This window comes from Nocardioides taihuensis (assembly GCF_042657275.1).
Lineage (GTDB): Bacteria > Actinomycetota > Actinomycetes > Propionibacteriales > Nocardioidaceae > Nocardioides > Nocardioides taihuensis.
Map to the genome: position 1 here is coordinate 351,146 of NZ_JBHSKD010000002.1, position 19,086 is coordinate 370,231.

The 19,086-nt window shown below is 73.7% G+C and carries 23 protein-coding genes; 4 read left to right on the top strand and 19 right to left on the bottom strand.

Annotation, left to right across the window (positions count from 1 at the left end; all coding sequences use genetic code 11):
- Positions 1–20 precede the first annotated feature (20 nt).
- Complete coding sequence (locus tag ACFPGP_RS01740) at positions 21–608, bottom strand: hypothetical protein (RefSeq protein ID WP_378586036.1); 588 nt, start codon at positions 606–608, stop codon at positions 21–23.
- Positions 609–729: 121 nt separating this feature from the next.
- Between ACFPGP_RS01740 and ACFPGP_RS01745 the strand changes: the two genes are divergently transcribed.
- A complete protein-coding gene (locus ACFPGP_RS01745) occupies positions 730–2,520 on the top strand; it encodes a DUF429 domain-containing protein (RefSeq protein ID WP_378586039.1) in 1,791 nt (596 codons plus the stop codon).
- A gap of 84 nt (positions 2,521–2,604) precedes the next feature.
- On the opposite strand, the gene ACFPGP_RS01750 is transcribed toward ACFPGP_RS01745, so the two are convergent.
- The 11 genes from ACFPGP_RS01750 to ACFPGP_RS01800 form a co-directional block, all read right to left on the bottom strand.
- On the bottom strand, positions 2,605–3,387 hold the full coding sequence (locus tag ACFPGP_RS01750) for a DUF6390 family protein (protein WP_378586041.1): 783 nt from the start codon (positions 3,385–3,387) through the stop codon (positions 2,605–2,607).
- Positions 3,380–4,300: a DMT family transporter gene (locus tag ACFPGP_RS01755; protein WP_378586044.1), complete on the bottom strand. Its 921-nt coding sequence runs from the start codon at positions 4,298–4,300 to the stop codon at positions 3,380–3,382. Before ACFPGP_RS01755 ends, ACFPGP_RS01750 begins: the two co-directional genes overlap by 8 nt.
- Complete coding sequence (locus tag ACFPGP_RS01760; protein ID WP_378586046.1) at positions 4,297–4,527, bottom strand: HypC/HybG/HupF family hydrogenase formation chaperone; 231 nt, start codon at positions 4,525–4,527, stop codon at positions 4,297–4,299. Before ACFPGP_RS01760 ends, ACFPGP_RS01755 begins: the two co-directional genes overlap by 4 nt.
- Positions 4,514–4,999 (bottom strand): hydrogenase maturation protease, encoded by a 486-nt coding sequence (locus ACFPGP_RS01765; protein ID WP_378586049.1) that lies wholly within the window; start codon positions 4,997–4,999, stop codon positions 4,514–4,516. Before ACFPGP_RS01765 ends, ACFPGP_RS01760 begins: the two co-directional genes overlap by 14 nt.
- Positions 4,996–6,309, bottom strand: coding sequence for a Ni/Fe hydrogenase subunit alpha (locus ACFPGP_RS01770; protein WP_378586052.1), 1,314 nt, complete (start codon positions 6,307–6,309; stop codon positions 4,996–4,998). Before ACFPGP_RS01770 ends, ACFPGP_RS01765 begins: the two co-directional genes overlap by 4 nt.
- Positions 6,306–7,088 (bottom strand): NADH-quinone oxidoreductase subunit B family protein, encoded by a 783-nt coding sequence (locus tag ACFPGP_RS01775; RefSeq protein WP_378586054.1) that lies wholly within the window; start codon positions 7,086–7,088, stop codon positions 6,306–6,308. Before ACFPGP_RS01775 ends, ACFPGP_RS01770 begins: the two co-directional genes overlap by 4 nt.
- Positions 7,085–7,951 carry an FAD/NAD(P)-binding protein gene (locus tag ACFPGP_RS01780; RefSeq protein ID WP_378586056.1) on the bottom strand — a complete coding sequence of 289 codons (867 nt, stop codon included), beginning with the start codon at positions 7,949–7,951 and terminating at the stop codon, positions 7,085–7,087. The genes ACFPGP_RS01775 and ACFPGP_RS01780 overlap by 4 nt, the downstream gene beginning before the upstream one ends.
- Entirely contained in the window at positions 7,948–8,406 is a 459-nt protein-coding gene (locus ACFPGP_RS01785; protein WP_378586058.1) for a cyclic nucleotide-binding domain-containing protein, read from the bottom strand. Before ACFPGP_RS01785 ends, ACFPGP_RS01780 begins: the two co-directional genes overlap by 4 nt.
- Positions 8,403–9,608, bottom strand: a complete 1,206-nt coding sequence (locus tag ACFPGP_RS01790; protein WP_378586061.1) for a 4Fe-4S dicluster domain-containing protein — start codon at positions 9,606–9,608, stop codon at positions 8,403–8,405. The genes ACFPGP_RS01785 and ACFPGP_RS01790 overlap by 4 nt, the downstream gene beginning before the upstream one ends.
- A 105-nt stretch (positions 9,609–9,713) precedes the next feature.
- Complete coding sequence (locus ACFPGP_RS01795) at positions 9,714–10,283, bottom strand: nitroreductase family protein (RefSeq protein ID WP_378586064.1); 570 nt, start codon at positions 10,281–10,283, stop codon at positions 9,714–9,716.
- Entirely contained in the window at positions 10,270–10,854 is a 585-nt protein-coding gene (locus ACFPGP_RS01800) for a GNAT family N-acetyltransferase (RefSeq protein ID WP_378586067.1), read from the bottom strand. The genes ACFPGP_RS01795 and ACFPGP_RS01800 overlap by 14 nt, the downstream gene beginning before the upstream one ends.
- Before the next feature lie 58 nt (positions 10,855–10,912).
- Between ACFPGP_RS01800 and ACFPGP_RS01805 the strand changes: the two genes are divergently transcribed.
- Positions 10,913–11,257, top strand: a complete 345-nt coding sequence (locus ACFPGP_RS01805; RefSeq protein WP_378586070.1) for a DUF2200 domain-containing protein — start codon at positions 10,913–10,915, stop codon at positions 11,255–11,257.
- A 72-nt stretch (positions 11,258–11,329) separates the two neighbouring features.
- Positions 11,330–11,797 (top strand): cupin domain-containing protein, encoded by a 468-nt coding sequence (locus tag ACFPGP_RS01810; protein WP_378586072.1) that lies wholly within the window; start codon positions 11,330–11,332, stop codon positions 11,795–11,797.
- A 5-nt stretch (positions 11,798–11,802) separates the two neighbouring features.
- On the opposite strand, the gene ACFPGP_RS01815 is transcribed toward ACFPGP_RS01810, so the two are convergent.
- Genes ACFPGP_RS01815 through ACFPGP_RS01825 form a run of 3 tightly spaced genes read right to left on the bottom strand, consistent with a single transcriptional unit; the run spans position 11,803 to position 14,928 of the window.
- Positions 11,803–12,210, bottom strand: a complete 408-nt coding sequence (locus ACFPGP_RS01815; RefSeq protein ID WP_378586075.1) for a YccF domain-containing protein — start codon at positions 12,208–12,210, stop codon at positions 11,803–11,805.
- A 52-nt stretch (positions 12,211–12,262) separates the two neighbouring features.
- Complete coding sequence (locus ACFPGP_RS01820) at positions 12,263–12,919, bottom strand: response regulator transcription factor (protein ID WP_378586078.1); 657 nt, start codon at positions 12,917–12,919, stop codon at positions 12,263–12,265.
- Positions 12,916–14,928, bottom strand: coding sequence for a sensor histidine kinase (locus ACFPGP_RS01825; protein WP_378586081.1), 2,013 nt, complete (start codon positions 14,926–14,928; stop codon positions 12,916–12,918). The genes ACFPGP_RS01820 and ACFPGP_RS01825 overlap by 4 nt, the downstream gene beginning before the upstream one ends.
- A 175-nt stretch (positions 14,929–15,103) precedes the next feature.
- Here ACFPGP_RS01825 and ACFPGP_RS01830 point away from each other — a divergent pair, with 175 nt between their 5' ends.
- Positions 15,104–15,637, top strand: coding sequence for a hypothetical protein (locus tag ACFPGP_RS01830; RefSeq protein WP_378586083.1), 534 nt, complete (start codon positions 15,104–15,106; stop codon positions 15,635–15,637).
- Positions 15,638–15,671: 34 nt separating this feature from the next.
- Here the strand turns inward: ACFPGP_RS01830 and ACFPGP_RS01835 are convergent, their stop codons facing one another.
- The 4 genes from ACFPGP_RS01835 to ACFPGP_RS01850 form a co-directional block, all read right to left on the bottom strand.
- A complete protein-coding gene (locus ACFPGP_RS01835) occupies positions 15,672–16,076 on the bottom strand; it encodes a nuclear transport factor 2-like protein (protein WP_378586085.1) in 405 nt (134 codons plus the stop codon).
- Positions 16,077–16,150: 74 nt separating this feature from the next.
- Entirely contained in the window at positions 16,151–17,389 is a 1,239-nt protein-coding gene (rocD, locus tag ACFPGP_RS01840; protein WP_378586088.1) for an ornithine--oxo-acid transaminase, read from the bottom strand.
- A 91-nt stretch (positions 17,390–17,480) separates the two neighbouring features.
- Positions 17,481–17,954, bottom strand: a complete 474-nt coding sequence (locus ACFPGP_RS01845; RefSeq protein ID WP_378586090.1) for a nitroreductase/quinone reductase family protein — start codon at positions 17,952–17,954, stop codon at positions 17,481–17,483.
- Positions 17,955–18,021: 67 nt separating this feature from the next.
- Positions 18,022–18,903, bottom strand: coding sequence for an SDR family NAD(P)-dependent oxidoreductase (locus ACFPGP_RS01850; protein WP_378586093.1), 882 nt, complete (start codon positions 18,901–18,903; stop codon positions 18,022–18,024).
- Between the last annotated feature and the right edge of the window lie 183 nt (positions 18,904–19,086).

A 19,086-nucleotide genomic window follows, 5' to 3' on the forward strand; every position in this document is an offset into this window, starting at 1 on the left:
GGCTTCGGCGTGGGGCTGCGTCAGGGGAAGAGCTTGCGGTGCAGCTCCAGCTCGCCGTGCAGCAGCGGGGGCACCGGGAAGCGGCGCCGCTGCAGGGCCGCGACGTACGCCTCGAGCGCGACGAGCAGTCCGTGACGCGCCTCGAAGAGCGCCTGGGTGCCGACCTTGCCCTGCCGCTGGCGCTGGACGTGCTCGCGGGCCTCGCGCACCCGCCAGCTGAGCTCGTCGAGGGAGGTCCGCGCCTCGTCGGGGCCGGTGGCGGTCGCGACCAGCCGCGCGAGGAGCACCACGCCCGACTGGTGGCCCGACACGAGCTGGCGCCGGACGACGGCACGCACCTCGGGCGTCGCCAGGAAGAGCACGCGTCCGCCCGGGGTGGAGCCGAAGTGGCCGGCGTCCGACAGGGCCCGCAGCCGGGGGTCGTCCGGCGACATCCGCTCCGCGATGCCGGCCGCCTCGAGCAGACCCGTCCCGTCGAGCGAGGCCGGTGACGCCTCCGACTCCGCGGCGAGCGTGCGCAGGTAACCGGCCAGGGCGGCGGCCCGCGCGTCTCCCCGGGGCGGGGGATCCGGGTCTCCGGTCCAGTCGGCTCGCCGCTCGCTCGACATGTCCGTCCCGCCCTTCTGGCAGTGGGTTCGCGGAGAAGACACCGGCTGGAGCACGGCCACCGTGCAGCCACCGTACTCCTCGGCGCCCCGTGCGTCGGGGCGATGAGGCAGGCTTCGCCCCATGCACTTCGTCGGAGTCGACCTCGCGTGGGGTGACCGGAGACCCACCGGCCTGGCCGTCCTCGACGTCGAGGGACGTCTCGTGCACGTGTCGGCGGTGCAGACCGACGACGACATCGTCGAGGCGCTGGCGCCGTACGTCGAGGACGACTGCCTGGTGGCGATCGACGCGCCCCTGATCGTGACCAACGCCGCCGGCAACCGGCCGGCCGAGGCGGCGCTCAACAAGGACTTCGCCCGCTTCGACGCGGGCGCCCACCCCTCCAACACCGGCAAGCCGGAGTTCCGCGAGCAGCCCCGCGGGGCGCGGATCGCCGCCCGGCTCGGCCTCGACATGAACCCGCGGTCGGGGCGCTCGCGCCGGGCGATCGAGGTCTACCCGCACCCCGCGACGGTGGCGCTCTTCCGGCTCGGGCGCACGCTGAAGTACAAGAACAAGCCCGGGCGCGACCTCGACCAGCTCCGCGCCGAGCTGATCGTGCTGATCGGGCTGCTCGAGGGCCTCGCCACCGCGGACCCGCCGCTGCACGTCGACGGCGCGCCGGCGGGTCCGAGCCGGGGCCGGGCGTGGCGCAAGCTGCGCACCGCCGCCGAGCAGGCCGGCCGCAAGAGCGAGCTGCGCGTCGTGGAGGACCAGGTCGACGCGGTCGTCTGCGCCTACGTCGGGCTGTACGCCGAGCGCCGGCCGGAGGACACCACGACGTACGGCGACTTCGAGACCGGCTACATCGTGACGCCGAGCCTGCCCACCGACCTCACGCCGTCCCCGCGCGGCCCGCGGATCTCGGCGAAGGCGCAGGACTCCGGAGCCGTGGTGCGCCGCTACGCCGAGCTGCACCCGCAGCTGCGGCAGGCCGCCGACCTGTTCGTGGCACTGGTGACCTCGGTGCTCGACGACGCCGGCATCAACTACCTCAGCGTCAACGGCCGCGCGAAGTCGGTGTCGTCGTTCGCGGCGAAGGCTGCGCGCACGCTCCCCGACGGCACCCGCGCGTTCGCCGACCCGATGACCGAGATCACCGACCAGATCGGCGTCCGCGTCATCACCTACGTCGACAGCGACGTGCAGGCGGTCGCCGACCTGCTCGCCGACCAGGTCGTGGTGCACGACGACCGCGACTGGGGCGAGGAGACCGCGGGGGAGGGGCGCTTCGGCTACGCCAGCCGGCACCTGCTCGTCGGCGTCGACCCGCAGCTGGAGACCCAGAACGGCTGGGAGCTGCTGCGCGGGCGGCAGGCCCAGATCCAGATCCGCACGGTGCTCCAGCACGCGTGGGCGGAGTTCGAGCACGACATCCGCTACAAGGGCACGGTCCCCGACGAGCACGTCTCCGACCTCGACCGCCGCTTCACCCTCGCGGCCGGGCTGCTCGAGCTGGCCGACCGTGAGTTCTCCACGATCCGCGACCGGCTGCGGGCCGGCGTGCCCGAGGTCGCCGCCGACGGCCCCAGCGACGACGACCCGCGGATCAGCCCGCGCGAGCTCTCGGCGTTCCTCGCCGGGCAGTACCCCGACGCCGGCTGGTCGCGCACCGACCACTACGCGTGGATGGCCGGGCTGATCCTCGAGCTCGGCATCACCTCGCTCGCCGAGCTCGCCGACACCCTGCGGGCGGTCGACACCGAGACCCTCCAGGAGCGGATGGACTACCGCTACCCTCCCGGCGCCGTACGCCGTCTCGACGACGCGCTGCTCTGGACGCACGGCGACGCGTACGTCGGCCTGCGCGGCAACGCGCACCGCGTGGCCTCGCTGGAGGCCCGTCTGGCGAAGATGCGCGGGGCCGGCTGAGCGGAGGTGCCGACGGGCGGGTCCGCAGCGTCATACGTCCTGCCGGTCAGGACCGGCGAACCGTATGACGTCCGCGTAGAGCCGTCAGGAGAGCACGGCCGCCGGCGCCGGGACCGGCACGCCGTTGACGACCTGCAGCTGGCGGAGCGTGTGGGTGCGCAGGGCGGTGAGGCCACGACGGTCGAGGCGCTCGCAGACCCAGTCCCAGTGGAGGGCGACCCGGTCGCCCGGGCCGACGGGGGTGGCGAGCCCGAGGCCCTCGGTGCTGACCATCGCCTGCTCCTCGACGGGCTCGCCGAGCAGGAGACGGCGCCCGTCCCACGTGAGCGGCCGTGAACGCACGGTGGCCAGGCCACCTCCGACCGACAGCACCTCGCCCCAGCGCACGCGGCAGCGGTCGAGCACGCGCAGCGGCGCGTCGACCTGCCCCTCGCGCAGCAGGCCGAGCCAGGGGTAGACCCCGAACACGTGGAAGGCGTGGTGGGGCAGCGCCCCCTCCGGCACGGTGGCCGCGAGCCGTGACCACGCGGTGCCGACGCGGTCGCGGAAGCGCAGCTCCAGCGAGTCGCCCAGGAGGCGCGGCGAGACCCGGGCGAGCAGGTCGTTGCCCACCCAGTACGCCTCCACCACCCGGTCGTCGAGCGGGTCGGCGATGCCGTTGGCGGCAGCGATGAGCTGCAGGTAGGGCCATGCGCCCTCGAAGCCGCGGGCCAGCCGCCGCAGGTCGCCGTCACCGACGCCGGCCGCGACCTGCTCGAGCAGCTGGCGCGAGGCGTCGGGCCCGCAGTAGCCGAGCTCGTTGGGCGGGTAGGCGTAGCGCGCGAAGCGCAGCACCCCCTGCGACCCCGGCACGGCAGGCTCAGGCACGGACGGGCACCACCTCGGGGCGCCCGCGCCAGCCGAGCCACGCGGCCAGCGTGCCGCCGGCCACGAGCACCACGATCCAGCCCACCTGCAGCGGGACCCCGTCGACTGCGGCGCTGAGCGCGGCGGTCAGCGGAGCCGCGAGCACGAGCACCGCGGTGACGTCGATGGCCTGCGCGCGCTGGAGCGCGGCGAACCAGGTGCTGACGTAGGTCGCCAGCAGCGCACCGGTCAGCAGCACCCAGCCGACCTGCTCGGCCGTCAGCGACGTCAGCAGCGACAGGTTGCCCCGCATCGCCACCCACGCCAGCAGCACGACCGACCCGAGCGTCATCCGGGCCACGCCGACCGTCCACGACGAGAGGCTGCCGAGCAGCCGCTTGGCGATCACCACCTCGACCGCCCACAGCAAGGTCGCGGCCAGGATCATCAGCTCCGGAGCCCCGAGGGCCGAGGGGGTGCCGCCGGCGAGGCCGACGCTGCCGACGACGAGCAGCCCGATCGCCACCCAGTGCCCCCACTGCAGCCGCTCGCCCAGCACCACGACCGCCAGCAGCGCGACCCACAGCACCAGCGTCTTGTGCAGGAACGCCGCCTGCGGCGAGGTCGAGCGCGCCAGCCCCTCGAAGAACAGCACGAACGGCACGCTGCCCCCGATCACCCCGACCGCCGTCAGGGCCACCCACTGCCGGCCGCCCTGCGGGCGCGTGAGCCGCACGCCGTACGACCTGCCGGCGGCCACGGCGACCACCAGGATCGCGGCGGCCACGAGGTTCTTGGCGGTGGTGAACGCCGTCGGGTTGCCGAAGGCGGCGACGCCGTAGGAGTTCACGAACACCGACACGCCGCTGACGCAGGCCGTGACCAGCGCGAGCAGGATGCCGGTGCGCCGGCGGGTGGTCATCGGGGTGCTCATCTGGGCTCCTCCCTCGAGCTCGCCGCCCGGATCCGGGCGGCCTCCTCCGCCTCGGCGGGGGTGACCCGCTCGAGCGCGAAACCTGAGTGCACGACCAGCCAGTCGCCGGTCGCGACGGGCAGGTCGAGCGTCATCAGCGAGACGGTCGTACGGCGTCCTGCGCCGGTGACGACCTCGGCGGTGCCGGCGTCGACGCGGACGACCTCGCCCAGCTCACCCAGGCACATCCGCGGTCACCTCCTCCGCGACGAGGTCGGCAGCCTGCTCGACGACCGCGACGACCGCGGGCGACAGCGAGTCGCCGAGGTCGACGTCCGCGGCCTCGACGCCGACCACCACCACGCGGGCCGGCAGCCGGCCCAGCGCTCGTCCGAGCTCGACCGCGGTGGCGAGGCCGAAGGCGTGGGTGCCGGCCCGGCCGGTGCCCGCCCACGACTCCGCCGGCAGCGGGGGTGCGTCGGTCCCGACCTCGAGCCGGTGCAGCGTGCCGGGGGTCCGGCCGGTGACCACGGCGTCCACGAGCACCACGTGGTCGTGGCCCTCCCACAGGTCGAGCAGCGCGGTCGGGTCCTCCTCGGTCCGCACCTCGACCGCGCCCCCGGGAACGCGGGCGGCGACGACGCGGGCGACGGCCGGGCCCACCCCGTCGTCGCGCCGGTCCGTGCGGCCGAGACCGACGACGAGGGTCGCCCCGGTCACGACCGCTCCACCGTCAGGTCGAGGAAGTGGGTGGCGCACGAGATGCAGGGGTCGTAGTTGCGGATCGCGTGCTCGCAGCGGTGCTGGAGGTCGTGGTCGTCGAGGTCGGTCCAGCCCTCGACCAGTGAGCGGAGGTCGGCCTCGACCGCGGGCTGGTTCTGCGAGGTCGGGGGCACGATCTGCGCGTCGAGGATCGTGCCGTCCTCGGCGAGCACGTAGCGGTGGAAGAGGATGCCGCGCGGCGCCTCGCTGGCGCCGAAACCCTCGCCGGCCCGTGCCGGCACCGGCACGCTCGGAGCGGCGCCGTCGGTCCAGCCGTCGATGATCCGCAGCGCCTCGGTGACCGCCTCCACGATCTCCACCGCCCGCACCACGATCGAGCGGAAGGGGTTGCGGCACTCGGTCCCGAGCCCCGCCTCGCGGGCGGCGCTGCGGGCGACCTCGCCGAGCCGGTCGTGGTTGAGCGTGTAGCGGGCGAGCGGCCCCACGACGTACGGCCCGCGCTCGCCGCCGTCGAGCCGGGCGTGCAGGGCGTGCGAGTGCGGCACCTGGAACTCCGCGACGTGGCGCGGGAAGTCACGGACGTCGAAGTCGTGGCCCGACGAGGTGACGACCCGGCCCTCCTCGATCGGGTAGCCGACCTCGGGCCGCAGCGCGACGTACTCGTGCGGCTGCTCCATGTCGGGGAAGTCGAAGCCCGACACGATCTGCACGGTCGCCAGCGCGTCGTCGAGCGCCTGCTCGAGCACCGGCCGCAGGGCGCGCAGCTCGCTGGTGCGCGGCATCCGGTGGAAGCCGCCGATCCGCACGTTGACCGGGTGGATCGAGCGCCCGCCGACCACGGTCATCAGGCGATTGCCGGCCTTCTTGAGCCGCAGCCCGGTCTCCACGACCGCGGGGTGGTCGCCGGCGAGGTCGATCGCGCTCTCGTAGCCGAGGAAGTCGGGTGCGTGCAGCAGGAAGACGTGGAGCGCGTGGCTCTCGATCCACTCGCCGCAGTAGAGCAGCCGTCGCATCTGCCGGACCGCGTCGGTCACGGAGACGCCGCACGCGTCCTCGATCGCCCAGCAGGCGCTCATCTGGTAGGCGACGGGGCAGATGCCGCAGATGCGCGCGGTGATGTCGGGCGGCTCGGTCCAGCCCCGGCCGCGGAGGAAGCCCTCGTAGAAGCGCGGCGGCTCGTAGATCTGCAGCTGCACGTTGGTGACCCGGCCGTCGCGCATCTCGATGTGCATGGCGCCCTCGCCCTCGACCCGGGCGAGCGTGCCGACGTGCATCACCTGGCCGCCGTCGGTGAGCTTGTGGTTCACGGCTCCACCTCCTCGCTCGCACGCAGGAAGACCTCCGAGGCCGCGTTGAAGGTCCGGAAGATCCGCTGCACGTCGCGTTCGTCCATGCCGTGCACCCGCAGCCGCTCGGTCAGCGAGGTCGTGTTGGGCGTGTCCTGGGGGCCGAAGCACCCGTAGCAGCCCCGGTCGTACGACGGGCACAGCGCGCCGCAGCCGGCCTGCGTGACCGGCCCGAGGCACGGGGTGCCGTGTGCGACCGTGACGCAGACGTTGCCGCGACGCTTGCACTCGAAGCAGACGCTGTGCTTCGACACCCGCGCCGGGCGGCCCTGGATCTCGGCGGCGAGCACCTCGAGCAGCTGGTGCCGGTCGATCGGGCACCCGCGCAGCTCGAAGTCGACGGCCACGTGCGCCGCGATCGGCGTCGAACGGTCGAGGGTGACGACGTACTCGGGGTGGGCGTAGACGACCGAGCGGAACTCCTCGACGTCGGCGAAGTTGCGCAGCGCCTGGATGCCGCCGGCGGTCGCGCAGGCGCCGATGGTGATCAGCCGCCGCGACGAGGCGCGCACCTGCTGGATCCGCTCGAGGTCGTCGGGTGTGGTGATCGACCCCTCGACCAGCGAGACGTCGTAGGGGCCCTCGACGACGGCCCGGGTGGCCTCGGGGAAGTAGGCGATGTCGACCGCGCCGGCGAGAGGGATCAGCTCGTCCTCGCAGTTGAGCAGGGTGAGCTGGCAGCCGTCGCAGGAGGCGAACTTCCAGACGGCGAGCTTGGGCTTCGGCTTGGGGGTGGTCACAGCTCGGCCCTCGCCATCAGGGGTGCCAGCCGGTCGTAGCCGAGCACCGGACCGTCGATGCAGAGGAACAGCTCGCGGAGCTGGCAGTGGCCGCAGAGCCCGACGCCGCACTTCATGTTCCGCTCCATCGACAGCCGGATGCGGGGCGGGCTGACACCACGGTCGTGCAGCGCCTGCGCGGCGTACCGCATCATCACCTCGGGGCCGCACACCAGCGCGAGCGTCCGGGCCGGGTCGAACCCGCCGCGGGCCACCAGCTGGGTGACCAGCCCGACGTGCCCGCGCCAGCCGAGCGTGCCCGCATCGACGATCTCCTCGACGACGATGTCGTGCTCGCGGGCCCACACGTGCAGGTCGGAGGTGAAGAGGATGTCCTCCGGGGTGCGCGAGCCGTAGAGCAGGCGGACCTGGCCGTACGACGCGCGGTCGGCGCAGACCTCGAGGATCGCCGGGCGCAGCGGGGCCAGCCCGATGCCGCCCGCGACGAAGACGACGTCGCCGCCGCGCCCGTCGGCGACCTTCCAGCCGTGCCCGTAGGGCCCGCGGATCCCGAGCGCCGTCCCCGGCGCTGCGTGCGCGAGGGTGCGGGTGACGCCGCCGACGTTGCGGATCGTGTGCTGCAGCACCTCGGGGTGCGCGGGGTCGCCGCTGATGGAGATCGGGACCTCGCCGGCGCCGAAGCCCGACAGCATGGTGAACTGCCCGGCGGCGAACTCCAGCGGGTCGCCGTCCACGGCGACCAGCTCCAGCGTGACGGTGTCGCGGGTGTCGCGCCGGTTCTCGGCGACGACGAACGCGCGCGGCACCATCACCCCCTCGCGCTCGAGGAGGCCGGCGTCGGACGGGCCGGGGCGGAGGGTCACGTCGGGGCCCCGTAGAGGTCGAGCAGCCGCACCCGGGCGGAGTGCAGGCTCGCCGACATCACCCGCACCACGCGCTGGAGCAGCGCGTAGCCGAGGTCGGTGTCGTCGTTGCACTTGCCGCGCAGGCAGGCGCCGTCGAAGGCGATCAGGCTCAGCTCGTCGGTGGCCCGGGCGTCGAAGGTCCAGCGGTAGGGCGCCACCAGCCACGACCACCCGACGACGTCGCCGTCGCGGACCGTCTGGATCACGCGCGGCCCCGTCGGAGTCGCGACCTCGATCGCGACCTGGCCGCGCCGGATCAGGTAGAAGGTGTCGGCGGCGCTGCCCTCGTGGAACAGGTAGGAGCCGGGGGAGAGGTGCGAGTTGCTCGCGCAGCCGGCGACGAGCTCGAGCCAGTCGTCGTCGAGCCCGTGGAAGAACGGGTGCTCCGAGAGCAGCTCCTTGATGGTCTTCATGATGGGTCTCCCGTCGTCGTGCCCGCCGCTCCCTCGGCCCGCAGCGCGGCGGCCTCGGCGGTGATGTCGATCGCGGCCGGGCACCAGGTCACGCACCGGCCGCAGCCCACGCAGCCCGACGTGCCGAACTGGTCGATCCACGAGCCGAGCTTGTGGGTCATCCACTGGCGGTAGCGCGCCTTCGTCGACTCGCGCACGGTGCCGCCGTGGATCCAGGAGTAGTCGGCGTCGAAGCACGAGTCCCAGACCCGGGTGCGGCCGGCCACGTCGCCGGCGAGGTCGGTGACGTCCTCGACGTCGGTGCAGAAGCAGGTGGGGCAGACGGCCGTGCAGTTCCCGCAGGCCAGGCAGCGGCTCGCGACGTCGTCCCAGATCGGGCTGTCGGCGCCGGCGTAGAGCAGGTCCTTGAGGTCGGTGGTGTCGAGGTGGCGGCCCATCCGGCCCGCGGCGTCCTCCGCCACCCGGTCGCCCGCCGCGACGTCGTCCGGCGGTGCCTCGAGTGCGCCGACCGCGTCGAGGACCTCGGCGCCGCGCTCGCTGGCCACCTCCACGACGAATCGGTGCCCGTCGTCGTCGATCAGCTCGGTCAGCGACAGGTCGTACGCCGCGCCCCGGCCCTGCTCGGGCCGCGGGCCGGTGCCCATCGAGACGCAGAAGCAGGTGCCGGACGGATCCGAGCAGGTGACCGCCACGACGAAGGCGGCGGCCCGGCGCGCGGCGTACGCCACGTCGCCGTGGAGCCGGCCGGTGAGCACGACGTCGTGGATGCCGACCGCGGAGAGGTCGCAGGAGCGCACGCCGAGCAGGGCGTACGGCGCGTGGCTGCGGCGGTCCTCGGGGCCGTCGGCCTCGACTTCGAAGCCCTCGCCGGTGCGGCGGCCGCGCCAGAGCAGTTCCTCGGCGGGGAAGAAGACCGGCTTGGCCGACTGCGCGCCCGCGGCGAAGCCGAACAGGGCCTCGTCGTCGCGCCGGCGGAGCCGGTAGCGGCCGGCGTCCTGGTCGTCGCCCCAGCCACGCGGCAGCTCCTCGACGCTGGTGATGGAGGCGTTGACGATGGCGCCGGACTGCACGGTCGGCCCGATCACGTCGTACCCGCGCGCGACCAGCTCGTCCACCAGGGCCTGCAGGCCGGGCACGTCGAGCGTCCGGTCGGCACGCCGCTGTGTCTCGAGCACTCCCGAAGCCGCCGCGTCGCGGGTCACGCTCTGAGTCTGTGGCCCCGCGCCCGGCGCGGCTAGGGCCGAGGGTCCCCGCTTGCGCGGCGGGGCGGGTGGCCCGGACGGGACCAAGGGCTCTGGCCCGTGCGGTCAGGTGGGTCCCGGCAGGTCGAGCCGGAGGTCGTCGAGACTCCGGCGCTCCCGGTGGGGGTCGTCGCCCAGCGCCCGCCCGATCGCGGTCATCGTGACGACGGTCCAGCCCGGCGGGACGCGCAGGTCGGCGGTCAGCCCGTCGAGGTCGAAGGCCCGGAACTGGCGGCACGACAGGCCCATCGCGCTCGCCTGGACGGTCATGTGGGCGACGGCCTGCCCGAGGTCGTAGTGGGCGAACTCGGAGAACTGCCAGTCAGTGCCCTCCACCGTGCTGTGCGCGAGGTTGACCACGAGCGCGCTGGCGGCCGGGGCCCACCGCCGCGAGCTCGGGGCGAGCCGTGCGACGAGCGTGTCGTGCCCGGGAGTGCCGCGGTGCCGGAGGTGGAAGAGCCAGGGCTGCGAGTTGCCGGCCGACGGTGCCCACCGGGCCGCCTCGAGCAGCACGTCCTCCTCGGCCTCCGTGAGCCGGTGCGCGGGGTCGAAGACCAGCGGGCTGAACCGGGTCGCGAGGAGCGGGTGGAGCTGCGGAGGCTCGGGGGCGCGGCCGCCGGCCTCAGGGCTCGACACGTCGCCTCATCACCCAGCGCCACGTGGCGATCTGCCGGTCGCGCTCGAACCCGAGGTCGGTGAACAGGTCCTCGGGTCCAGTGTGGAAGTAGGCGCCCCGCTGGGGCTTGCGGCCCTCGACCTGCTCCGGGTAGGCCTCGACGAGGCCGCCGCCGGCCTCCTTGATCGCCGCCAGCGCGCCCGTCACAGCGGCCCGGGCGACGCCGTGGCCGCGGTGCTTGCTGCCGGTGAAGAGGCAGCCGATCCGCCAGTCGGGCAGGTCGTCGAGCTCCTTCTCGTAGGCCTTGAGGTTCTTGATGCGCGACACCTCGGCCAGCGGTCCGAACTGGCACCAGCCGACGCACGCGTCGCCGTCGTACACCAGGACCTGGTGCACCGTGCCGCGGAGCACGTGCGCGTGCTTGGCGTCGCGGTTGGCCTCGGGCGAAGGCCCGAAGCCGTCGGGGTGGAAGCCGATGCACCAGCAGCCGCCCCACACGCCATTGTTGGCCTCGACCAGGGCGGCGAAGTCGGGCCAGGTGTCGGTGTCGAGCAGGCGGGTCGAGTACGACGGCGTCGGCGTGGTCGTCATGGGTCATCCTTCCCATGGACCACCGACACCCGGCAACCAGCGGGTTAGTCTCGCGGGCGTGAGCCACCGGATCTTCACGACGAGCGTCGCCTCCGTCTACCCGCACTACGTGGCGAAGGTGGAGAAGAAGGGGCGCAGCAAGGACGAGCTCGACGAGGTCATCGGATGGCTGACCGGCTACGACGAGGCGGCCCTGCAGCAGCACCTCGACGCCGGCACGACGTTCGAGGACTTCTTCGCCGGGGCGACCCTCAACCCCCACGCCTCGCTGATCACCGGCTCGGTGTGCGGGGTGAAGGTGCAGGACGTCGAGGACCCCCTCATGCGGCGGATCCGCTACCTCGACAAGCTCGTCGACGAGCTCGCGAAGGGGCGGCCGATGGAGAAGGTGCTGCGGGCGTAGGGACGCCGACGACGCTCACGCCCGGTGGCCGGGCCGTTGCCGGTGGGAGCGCCCCGGGCCATGCTGTCCGTCATGGACGAGCCCTTCGTCGTGCCGCCCGGGGGCGGTCGGGTGCTCGACCTCGGCACCTTCAAGGCCGAGGTCCTGGCCGCCGGCGACCAGACCGCGGGGGAGTTCTCGCTGCTGCTGACCCAGGAGGAGCCGCCGGGCTTCGGGCCGCCGCTGCACCGGCACCGCGACGCCGCGGAGGCGTTCTACGTGCTCGAGGGCGAGTACCTGATGTTCGTCGAGGACGACCGCCACCACTGTCCGCCGGGGAGCTTCGTGTACGTCCCGCGCGGGTTGCCGCACACGTTCCAGGTCGTCTCGGACCAGCCCGGGAAGAAGCTCAACCTGTTCAGCCCGACCGCGATGGTCGGGTTCTTCGAGGAGCTGGCGGCCGCCGAGGCGGCGGGCACCGCCACGCCGGAGCTGCTGGACAGGATCGCGGGCCACCACGAGATGGAGGTGCTCGGGCCGGTGCCCGAGACCTACCTGTAGTGCGCTCAGGCAGGCAGCCCGTACGGGTCGTGGTCGACGCTGTCGATCGACACGATCTGGCGGCCGAGCGGGAAGAGCGAGAGCGGGATCATCTTCCAGCAGGCGATGCCGAACGGGATGCCGATGATGGTGACCATCAGCAGCAGGCCGGTGACCAGGTGCACCAGCGCGAGCTCCCAGCCGAAGAAGATGATCCACACGATGTTGCCGATCAGCGACCAGATCCCGGCGTTGCGCTTCCAGACCGTGGTGCGTCCGAAGGGCCAGATCACGAAGGACGCGAGGCGGAACGACGCGATGCCGAACGGGATCGTCACGATCAGCACGAAGGCCAGGATGCCGGCGACCACGTAGCCGATCGCCAGCCAGACCCCGGCGAGGATGAACCAGAGGATGTTGCCGATGGTCCGCATGCACCCAGCCTAGGAGGACCGTCGACCGCGCGGCAGGACCAGAGGTCCCGGCTCAGTCCAGTGGGGCGCCGCCCAGCCCGGCGTCGCGCGCACGCAGCGCGATGCCGGTGCGGTCCTCGACCCCGAACTTGAGGAGCAGGTGCGAGACGTGGTTGCGCACGGTCTTCTCGCTCATCCCGAGCCGCTGCCCGATCTCCCGGTTGCGACAGCCCGCGGCGAGGAGATCGAGCACCTGGCGCTCGCGCGGGGTGAGGTCGGGCAGCGGGACCGGCGCCTGCGGGGGCCCGGCCGCGACGAGCCCCGCGGTCAGCCGGCGAGCCACGTCACCGCCGTACACCGCGTCGCCGGCGGCGACCGCACGGACGGCGCGCACGATCGAGTCGGCGTCGGCGCCCTTGACCAGGTAGCCGCGCGCGCCGGCCCGCAGCGCGGCGTGGACGTGCTCGTCGTCGTCGTGCATGGTCAGCGCCAGCACGGCCAGGTCGGGCTGGGCGGCCAGCATCGCGCCGGCCGCCGTCACGCCGTCGGTGCCGGGCATGCTCAGGTCGCTCACCACCACGTCGGGACGCAGCTCGGCGACCACACCGATCAGCTCGTCGCCGTCGGCCACGCTGGCCACGACCTCGATGCCGTCGGCCTGGGCGAGCACGGCCTCGACGCCGAACCGGTACATCGGGTGGTCGTCGGCGACCACGACCCGGATGCTCACGGGCGCACCCACGGGAGGACGGCGTCGACGGTGGTGCCGGCCGGCACCCGCTGCCGTACGACGAGGCGCCCGCCGAGGTCGCCGGCCCGCCGGCGCATGGAGCCGAGGCCGTGCCCGCCGGGGGAGGCGTCGTCGACACCGGTGCCGTCGTCCTCGACGACGAGGCGCAGCACGCCGGGCCCGCGCGACAGCCGGACGACGCAGCAGGACGCGTCGGCGTGCCGGACCACGTTGGTGAGCGACTCGGCGACGATCCGGTAGGCGGCCTCCTCGACCACCGGCGGCAGCCCCTCGAGGTCGCCGGCCTCGAGACTGAAGGAGGTTCCTCCCGGCCGGCCCAGGCCGAGACCCGTCGCGGTCTGGCGCACCGCCCGGGCGAGGTCGGCACGGTCGAGCGCCGTGGGGCGCAGGGCGTCGATCACGCGGCGCACCTCACGGCTGGCGTCGTCGGCCTCCGCGCGGGTGCGCTCGAGGATCGCGGCCGCGGAGCCGGGGTCGCGGCGGATCGCGACCAGCGCGGCCTCGAGGCTCAGCGAGATGCCGGACAGCGACGGGCCGAGGCCGTCGTGCAGGTCGCGCCGGAGCCGGTCGCGCTCGGTCAGCGTCGCCCGGGTGGCGCGGGCCTGCTGCTCGGCCAGCGCCGCGGTGAGGCGCGAGGCGTGCACGACCATCGCGAGGTGCGGGGCCAGGGCGTCGATCAGGCGCGCGTCGTCGTCCGCGACCCGGCTGCTGCCACGACGCGGGCCGACCACGAGCGTGCCGAGGTCCTCGTCGCCCAGCCGCAGGGGCACCTGGTGGGTCGGCACGTGGTCGGTGCCGAGGCTCACCAGCACTGCTCCGTCGGCCCCGCAGACCGCGCCGTACGTCGCGCCGGTGGCGGTGGTGACCGCGGCCAGCATCGAGGAGACCGGGTCCTCGCTCGGTGCGGCGAGCTCCGCGGCGACCCCCGCCACCTGGCGCAGCGGGTCGGCGCGGTCGCCCAGCACGAACCGGTCGACGCCACGCTGGAGCAGCCGCGCGACCGGGAAGATGAAGACCGCCACGACGGCCGAGCCCAGGAGCAGGGGCAGCGGGCCGTCGGGCAGCAGCCGGGCCAGGGACGCCGTGCTCAGCCCGACCACAACTGCCACCAGCACCGTCAGCGGCACGTAGAGCAGGGTCCGCCGCACGGCGACCTCGATGCCGAGCAGGCGGTAGCGCAGCACCCCGACGACGATCGCGACCGGCAGGCTCGCGTAGACGAACGCGAAGAGGAACTGGCCGGGCACGAAGGCGAAGACGAGCATCAGCGCCACCACCGCCACGAGCAGCGCCAGCTGCTGCCGCTCGGGCGCCCCGGCCCGGACCGTCCGCACGACCGTGCCGACGAGCGTCACCAGCACGCACCCGGCCGTGGTGATGATCCCGATCACCGCCAGCGGTGCCACCAGCCAGGTGGGCGGGGTGTACCCGGCGTCGTACCCGGTCACCGAGTCGTCGAAGTGCGCCGACGCGATCGCTGCTGCCGAGACGAGGCACACGAGCCCCACCACGGTCACCCGCAGGTGACGCCGCCAGAACCGGCTGGACGGGTAGCCCGTGGGGTAGAGGATCGGCAGCACCGCGACCACCAGCAGCAGGGCCGGGATCCAGGTCCACTGGGCGACCCACTCGGCCGAGCGGGCCAGGGGGAGCGAGTGGTCGGGGTCGGTGAGGGCGCGGATGCCGTAGGCGTCGGTGCTCGTCTGCACCGCCTGCAGCGCCCCGCTGGCGAGGAGGATCCAGCCGATCGCGTTGCGCGGCCGCAGGTGCACGAGCCAGGCGCCCGAGAGCACGAGCGAGGCCACGATCACCAGGTGGGCGACGTAGTCGCGGGCCGGGTAGCCGGCCACGACCTGCGGGCGGTCGTTCACGCCGCCGGAGACCAGGAACGGCACGGCCGCGATCAGCAGCAGCGCGAGCACGGCGAGGCCCCAGCCGAGGAGGGCGAGGCGGCGGTCACGGGGTACCTCCGCGGGTGCGGTGGCCATGGCGATCAGTGTGGACCGAGGAGCGCGCGTTGGGGAGGGCGGACGTCCCGGTCGCGGTCGGGAGATCCTCCCGGGTGCCCCGGGGCCGGCGCCCGTCGCCACCCGGTGTGGCTGACTGGTGCAGTGCGGTCGTAGCGGCCGTCGCCCGACGGCCCCAGACGGATCGAGGACCACCATGCGCACCCACCCGACCAAGGCCGGCCTCGTGGCCGGCGCCCTGCTCACCACCGCCCTCACCGGCCTGGCCCCCGGCCTCCTGCCCGCCGCCGCGGCCGCCCCCGGTCAGGGGGCGACCAGGTTCTTCGTCCCCGAGGAGTGGGACGGCACCAGCCACTGGAGTGCCGACGAGAACCCGTGCGGCGCCTGGGCCACGACGTTCCACGAGGTCCGGCACGGCGGGTACGACGTCCTGCTGCCGCGGGGCGGGCAGGTCGCGGGCGAGGCCCACGTCAACGGCATGGTCGAGGGCTGGATCGAGCTGGTGCCCGACGACCCGTCGCTGCCGACCTACACCGGCGGCTACCGGGAGAAGGTGGACGGCGTGCTGACCGACCCGGACCACGACGAGTTCCGAGTCGTGCAGTTCCGGCTGCGCGACCGCCTGACCGGCACCGACGGCAGCCACCTCGTCGTCGAGCTGTCGGCCAAGGTGACCGTCGCGGCGAACGGCGCCACGGTCGTCGACCGGTCGGTGGAGACCTGCAGCTGAGGCCGCCGTGGCCGGGGGCCCCGGGGGGACGGCGTCACGACTCCTCGTGGGCTCCGCGGCCGCCGGTCGTGTCGCGCCAGGGCGCGCGCCACTCGGGCGCCTCCCACGTCTCGGTGATGTAGATCGACTCCCGGACCACCTCGTCGCCCCGGAACTCGAGGATGTTGACGGTGGGCTGCCACGGGCGCCCGTCGTAGCTGATCAGGTTCTCCACGACCCACAGGTCGCCGGAGCCACGCAGGGAGACGGTGCGGAACTCCACCGGCTCGGGATACTGCTCCCGCCAGGGCTTGAAGCTGGCCACGCCGACGAAACGCTCACCTGACTGCGGGAACTCCAGAACTGCGTCCTCGGCGTAGATCTCGTGGGTGATGTCCTGGTCGGAGCCGGCGAACTCCCAGTGCCGCAGGAGCTGGCCTCGACGCTCGTCCTCGTCCATGAAGCCAGCGTGCTGGTCGGACCGCCGCGACCACAAGGGCGTGGGGTGAGGCGCCGCGCGGGCCAGACGCGGAGCTAGCCGGAGCAGACCGTGCGGAAGGCGCTGACGAGCAGGTCGATGTCGTCCTCGGTGGCGACCAGCGGGGGAGCGAGGCGGACGGTCTGGCCGTGGGCCTCCTTGGCGAGGATGCCCTCCTCGAGCAGGCGCTCGCAGACGTGGCGGCCGGTGTTGAGGTCGGGGTCGACGTCGACGCCGGCCCACAGCCCGCGGGTGCGCACGGCCTCGAGGCCGTTGCCGATCAGGTCGCCGAGGCCGGCGGCCAGGCGCTCGCCCAGCACGCGGGCGCGCTGCTGGAACTCCCCGGTCTCCACCATGGCGACCACCTCGCGGCCGATGGCCGCGGCGAGCGGGTTGCCGCCGAAGGTCGAGCCGTGGGTGCCGGGGGTGATCACCTCGAGGACGTCGCCGTCCGCCGCGATCGCCGAGACGGGATAGAGGCCGCCGCCGAGGGCCTTGCCGAGGATGTAGACCTCCGGCACGACGTCCTCGTGGTCGCAGGCGAAGGTGCGGCCGCTGCGCGCGAGGCCCGACTGGATCTCGTCGGCCATCATCAGCACGCCCTCGACGTTGCAGAGCGCGCGGACCTGCTGGAGGTAGCCCTCCGGCGGGATGATCACGCCGGCCTCGCCCTGGATCGGCTCGAGCAGCACCGCGACGGTGTTCTCGTCGACGGCCGCCTCGAGCGCGGCGAAGTCGCCGTACGGCACGATCTCAAAGCCGGGGGTGTACGGCGCGTAGCCGTTGCGGGCGGCGGGGTCGGTCGAGAACGACACGATCGTGGTGGTGCGGCCGTGGAAGTTGCCGTCCATCGTGATGATCTTGGCCTTGTCGGCGGGGACGCCCTTGACCAGGTAGCCCCACTTGCGGGCGACCTTGATCGCGGTCTCGACGGCCTCGGCGCCGGAGTTCATCGGCAGGATCATGTCCTTGTCGCACAGCTGCGCGAGGTCGCGGGCGAACAGTCCGAGCTGGTCGTTGTAGAACGCCCGCGAGGTCAGCGTCAGCCGGCCGAGCTGCTCCTGCGCGCGGGCCACGAGCCGGGGGTGCGAGTGCCCGAAGTTGAGCGCGCTGTAGCCCGCCAGGCAGTCGAGGTAGCGCCGCCCCTCCACGTCGGTCACCCACGCGCCCTCGCCCTCGGCGAGCACGACGCGCAGCGGGTGGTAGTTGTGCGCGGCGTACGCCTCGGTGAGCTCGATGTGGGCCGTCGTGTCGTCGAGCGGGAGGTCCCTGGAGTCGATGCCGGTGCCCGTCATGCCCGGATCGTCTCACCTGCCGCTGGCCGACGGCTCCCACCCGCCGGACGATTGGGTCCGTCGCGTCGGTCTGCAGGCTCCGGTGGCCGGCTCAGGCGGCCGCCTCGGGGGACAGGACCACGACGGCGGTCGGCGACGGGCGCCGGGCGGCGTACTCGTCGAGGCCCTCGTCGACCTCGCGCCACCGCTCCCACAGCCGCTCGCGCTCGGCGCCCTCGGCGGCGTGGGCGACGACGCGCTGCTCGGGCTGTCCGTGCAGGCGGGCGAGGGCGCTCGGGTGCGCCTGGAGGTTGAGCCACCAGGCGGGCTCGGCGGGGCCCCAGCCGTTCATGGCCAGCACGACCAGGTCGGGTCCGTCCTCGAGGTAGCCGAGGATGACCGAGCGCTCCTGTCCGCTGCGGCGGCCGACCGTGGTGAGTCGCAGCGCGCCCCAGCCGCGCCTGCCTCCGGGCTTCCAGAGGAAGCGGCGGCCACCGGACATCTTGTTGAGGGTGCGGTGCACCTTCCAGAACGTGACGATGAACCAGCGCGGCGGCAGACGAGCCGGACGGTTGCCCTCGGCCATGAGGGCAACGTACGTCGGGGCGGCGTGGCGGCGACAGGGCCGAAGGACCCGGCCCGGCGGGGTCGGGTCACTCCGGAGGCGGCAGCGGGCGGCTGGGCTCGAAGCGACCCGCGTTGGGGTGCGGGCGGGTCCCGTCGAGGTCGTCGATGCCGTAGTGCTCGGCCATCTCGCCGGCGTCGACGACCTGCCCGCTCCAGCGCATCGCGTCGGGGTCAGCCGCCAGCGCGGTGACGACGCGGGCAGCGAGGTGCGGCGTCTCGGTCTTCCCGGCGAGCTCCTCGGCCGTGTGGTGGGTGAGCATCAGCTCGGTGCGCATCCAGCCCGGCGCGACCGCGATGACCGGGATGCCCTTGCCCTGCAGGTGGTAGCCGAGCGCGTAGACGAGACGGTTCTTGGCCGCCTTGCTCGACTCGTACGGCAGCCACGCGGGGGGTTCGGGGGTGTGCCACGTCGTGGTCAGGATGGTGCCGCGACCGGCCGGCCCCATCGCGTGCTTGAGCGTGCGCAGCGAGGTGACGAAGTCGGAGTAGGCACCGGCAAGCAGCATCTGCCGGAACTGGTCCATCGGCTCGTCCCAGACCTCCTCGCCGTACGCCGACTCGTCGTGGTGGTCGTGCCCGCCCCACGCGTTGTTGACCAGCACGTCGATCGCCCCGTGCCGGGCGAGGACGTCGAGCACCAGCGCGTCGACATGGTCGGGATCGGTGTGGTCGCAGCGGTGGATCTCGACCGAGCCGCCGGCCGCCTCGACCAGGTCGCGGGTGCCCTCGAGGGTGAGCCCCGGAGGGTCGGTCCGGGTGGCGGCGCCCTCCGCGCTGCGCCCGGTCGCGACGACGTGCGCGCCCGCGGCCGCGAGCTCGAGCGCGCAGGCGCGCCCCAGTCCACGCGAGGCGCCGGAGACGAGCGCGAGCCTGCCGGTGAGCGTGCCGGTGGGGTCCCGAGTGGTCATGCCTCATCGTGACCCCAGCCTCGACGTCGTGCTTGATCGGCGTTGCCTCAGCAGCCCCACGCGCCCCACCGTCGTACGGAATTGGTCACTGTCTGATGGTTGTTTCGGGGCGACAAGGACCAATTCGCGGGTTGACCCGCGAATTGCCCCGGCGCCCCGCCCTGCCCACCTCACTGCCGGGCC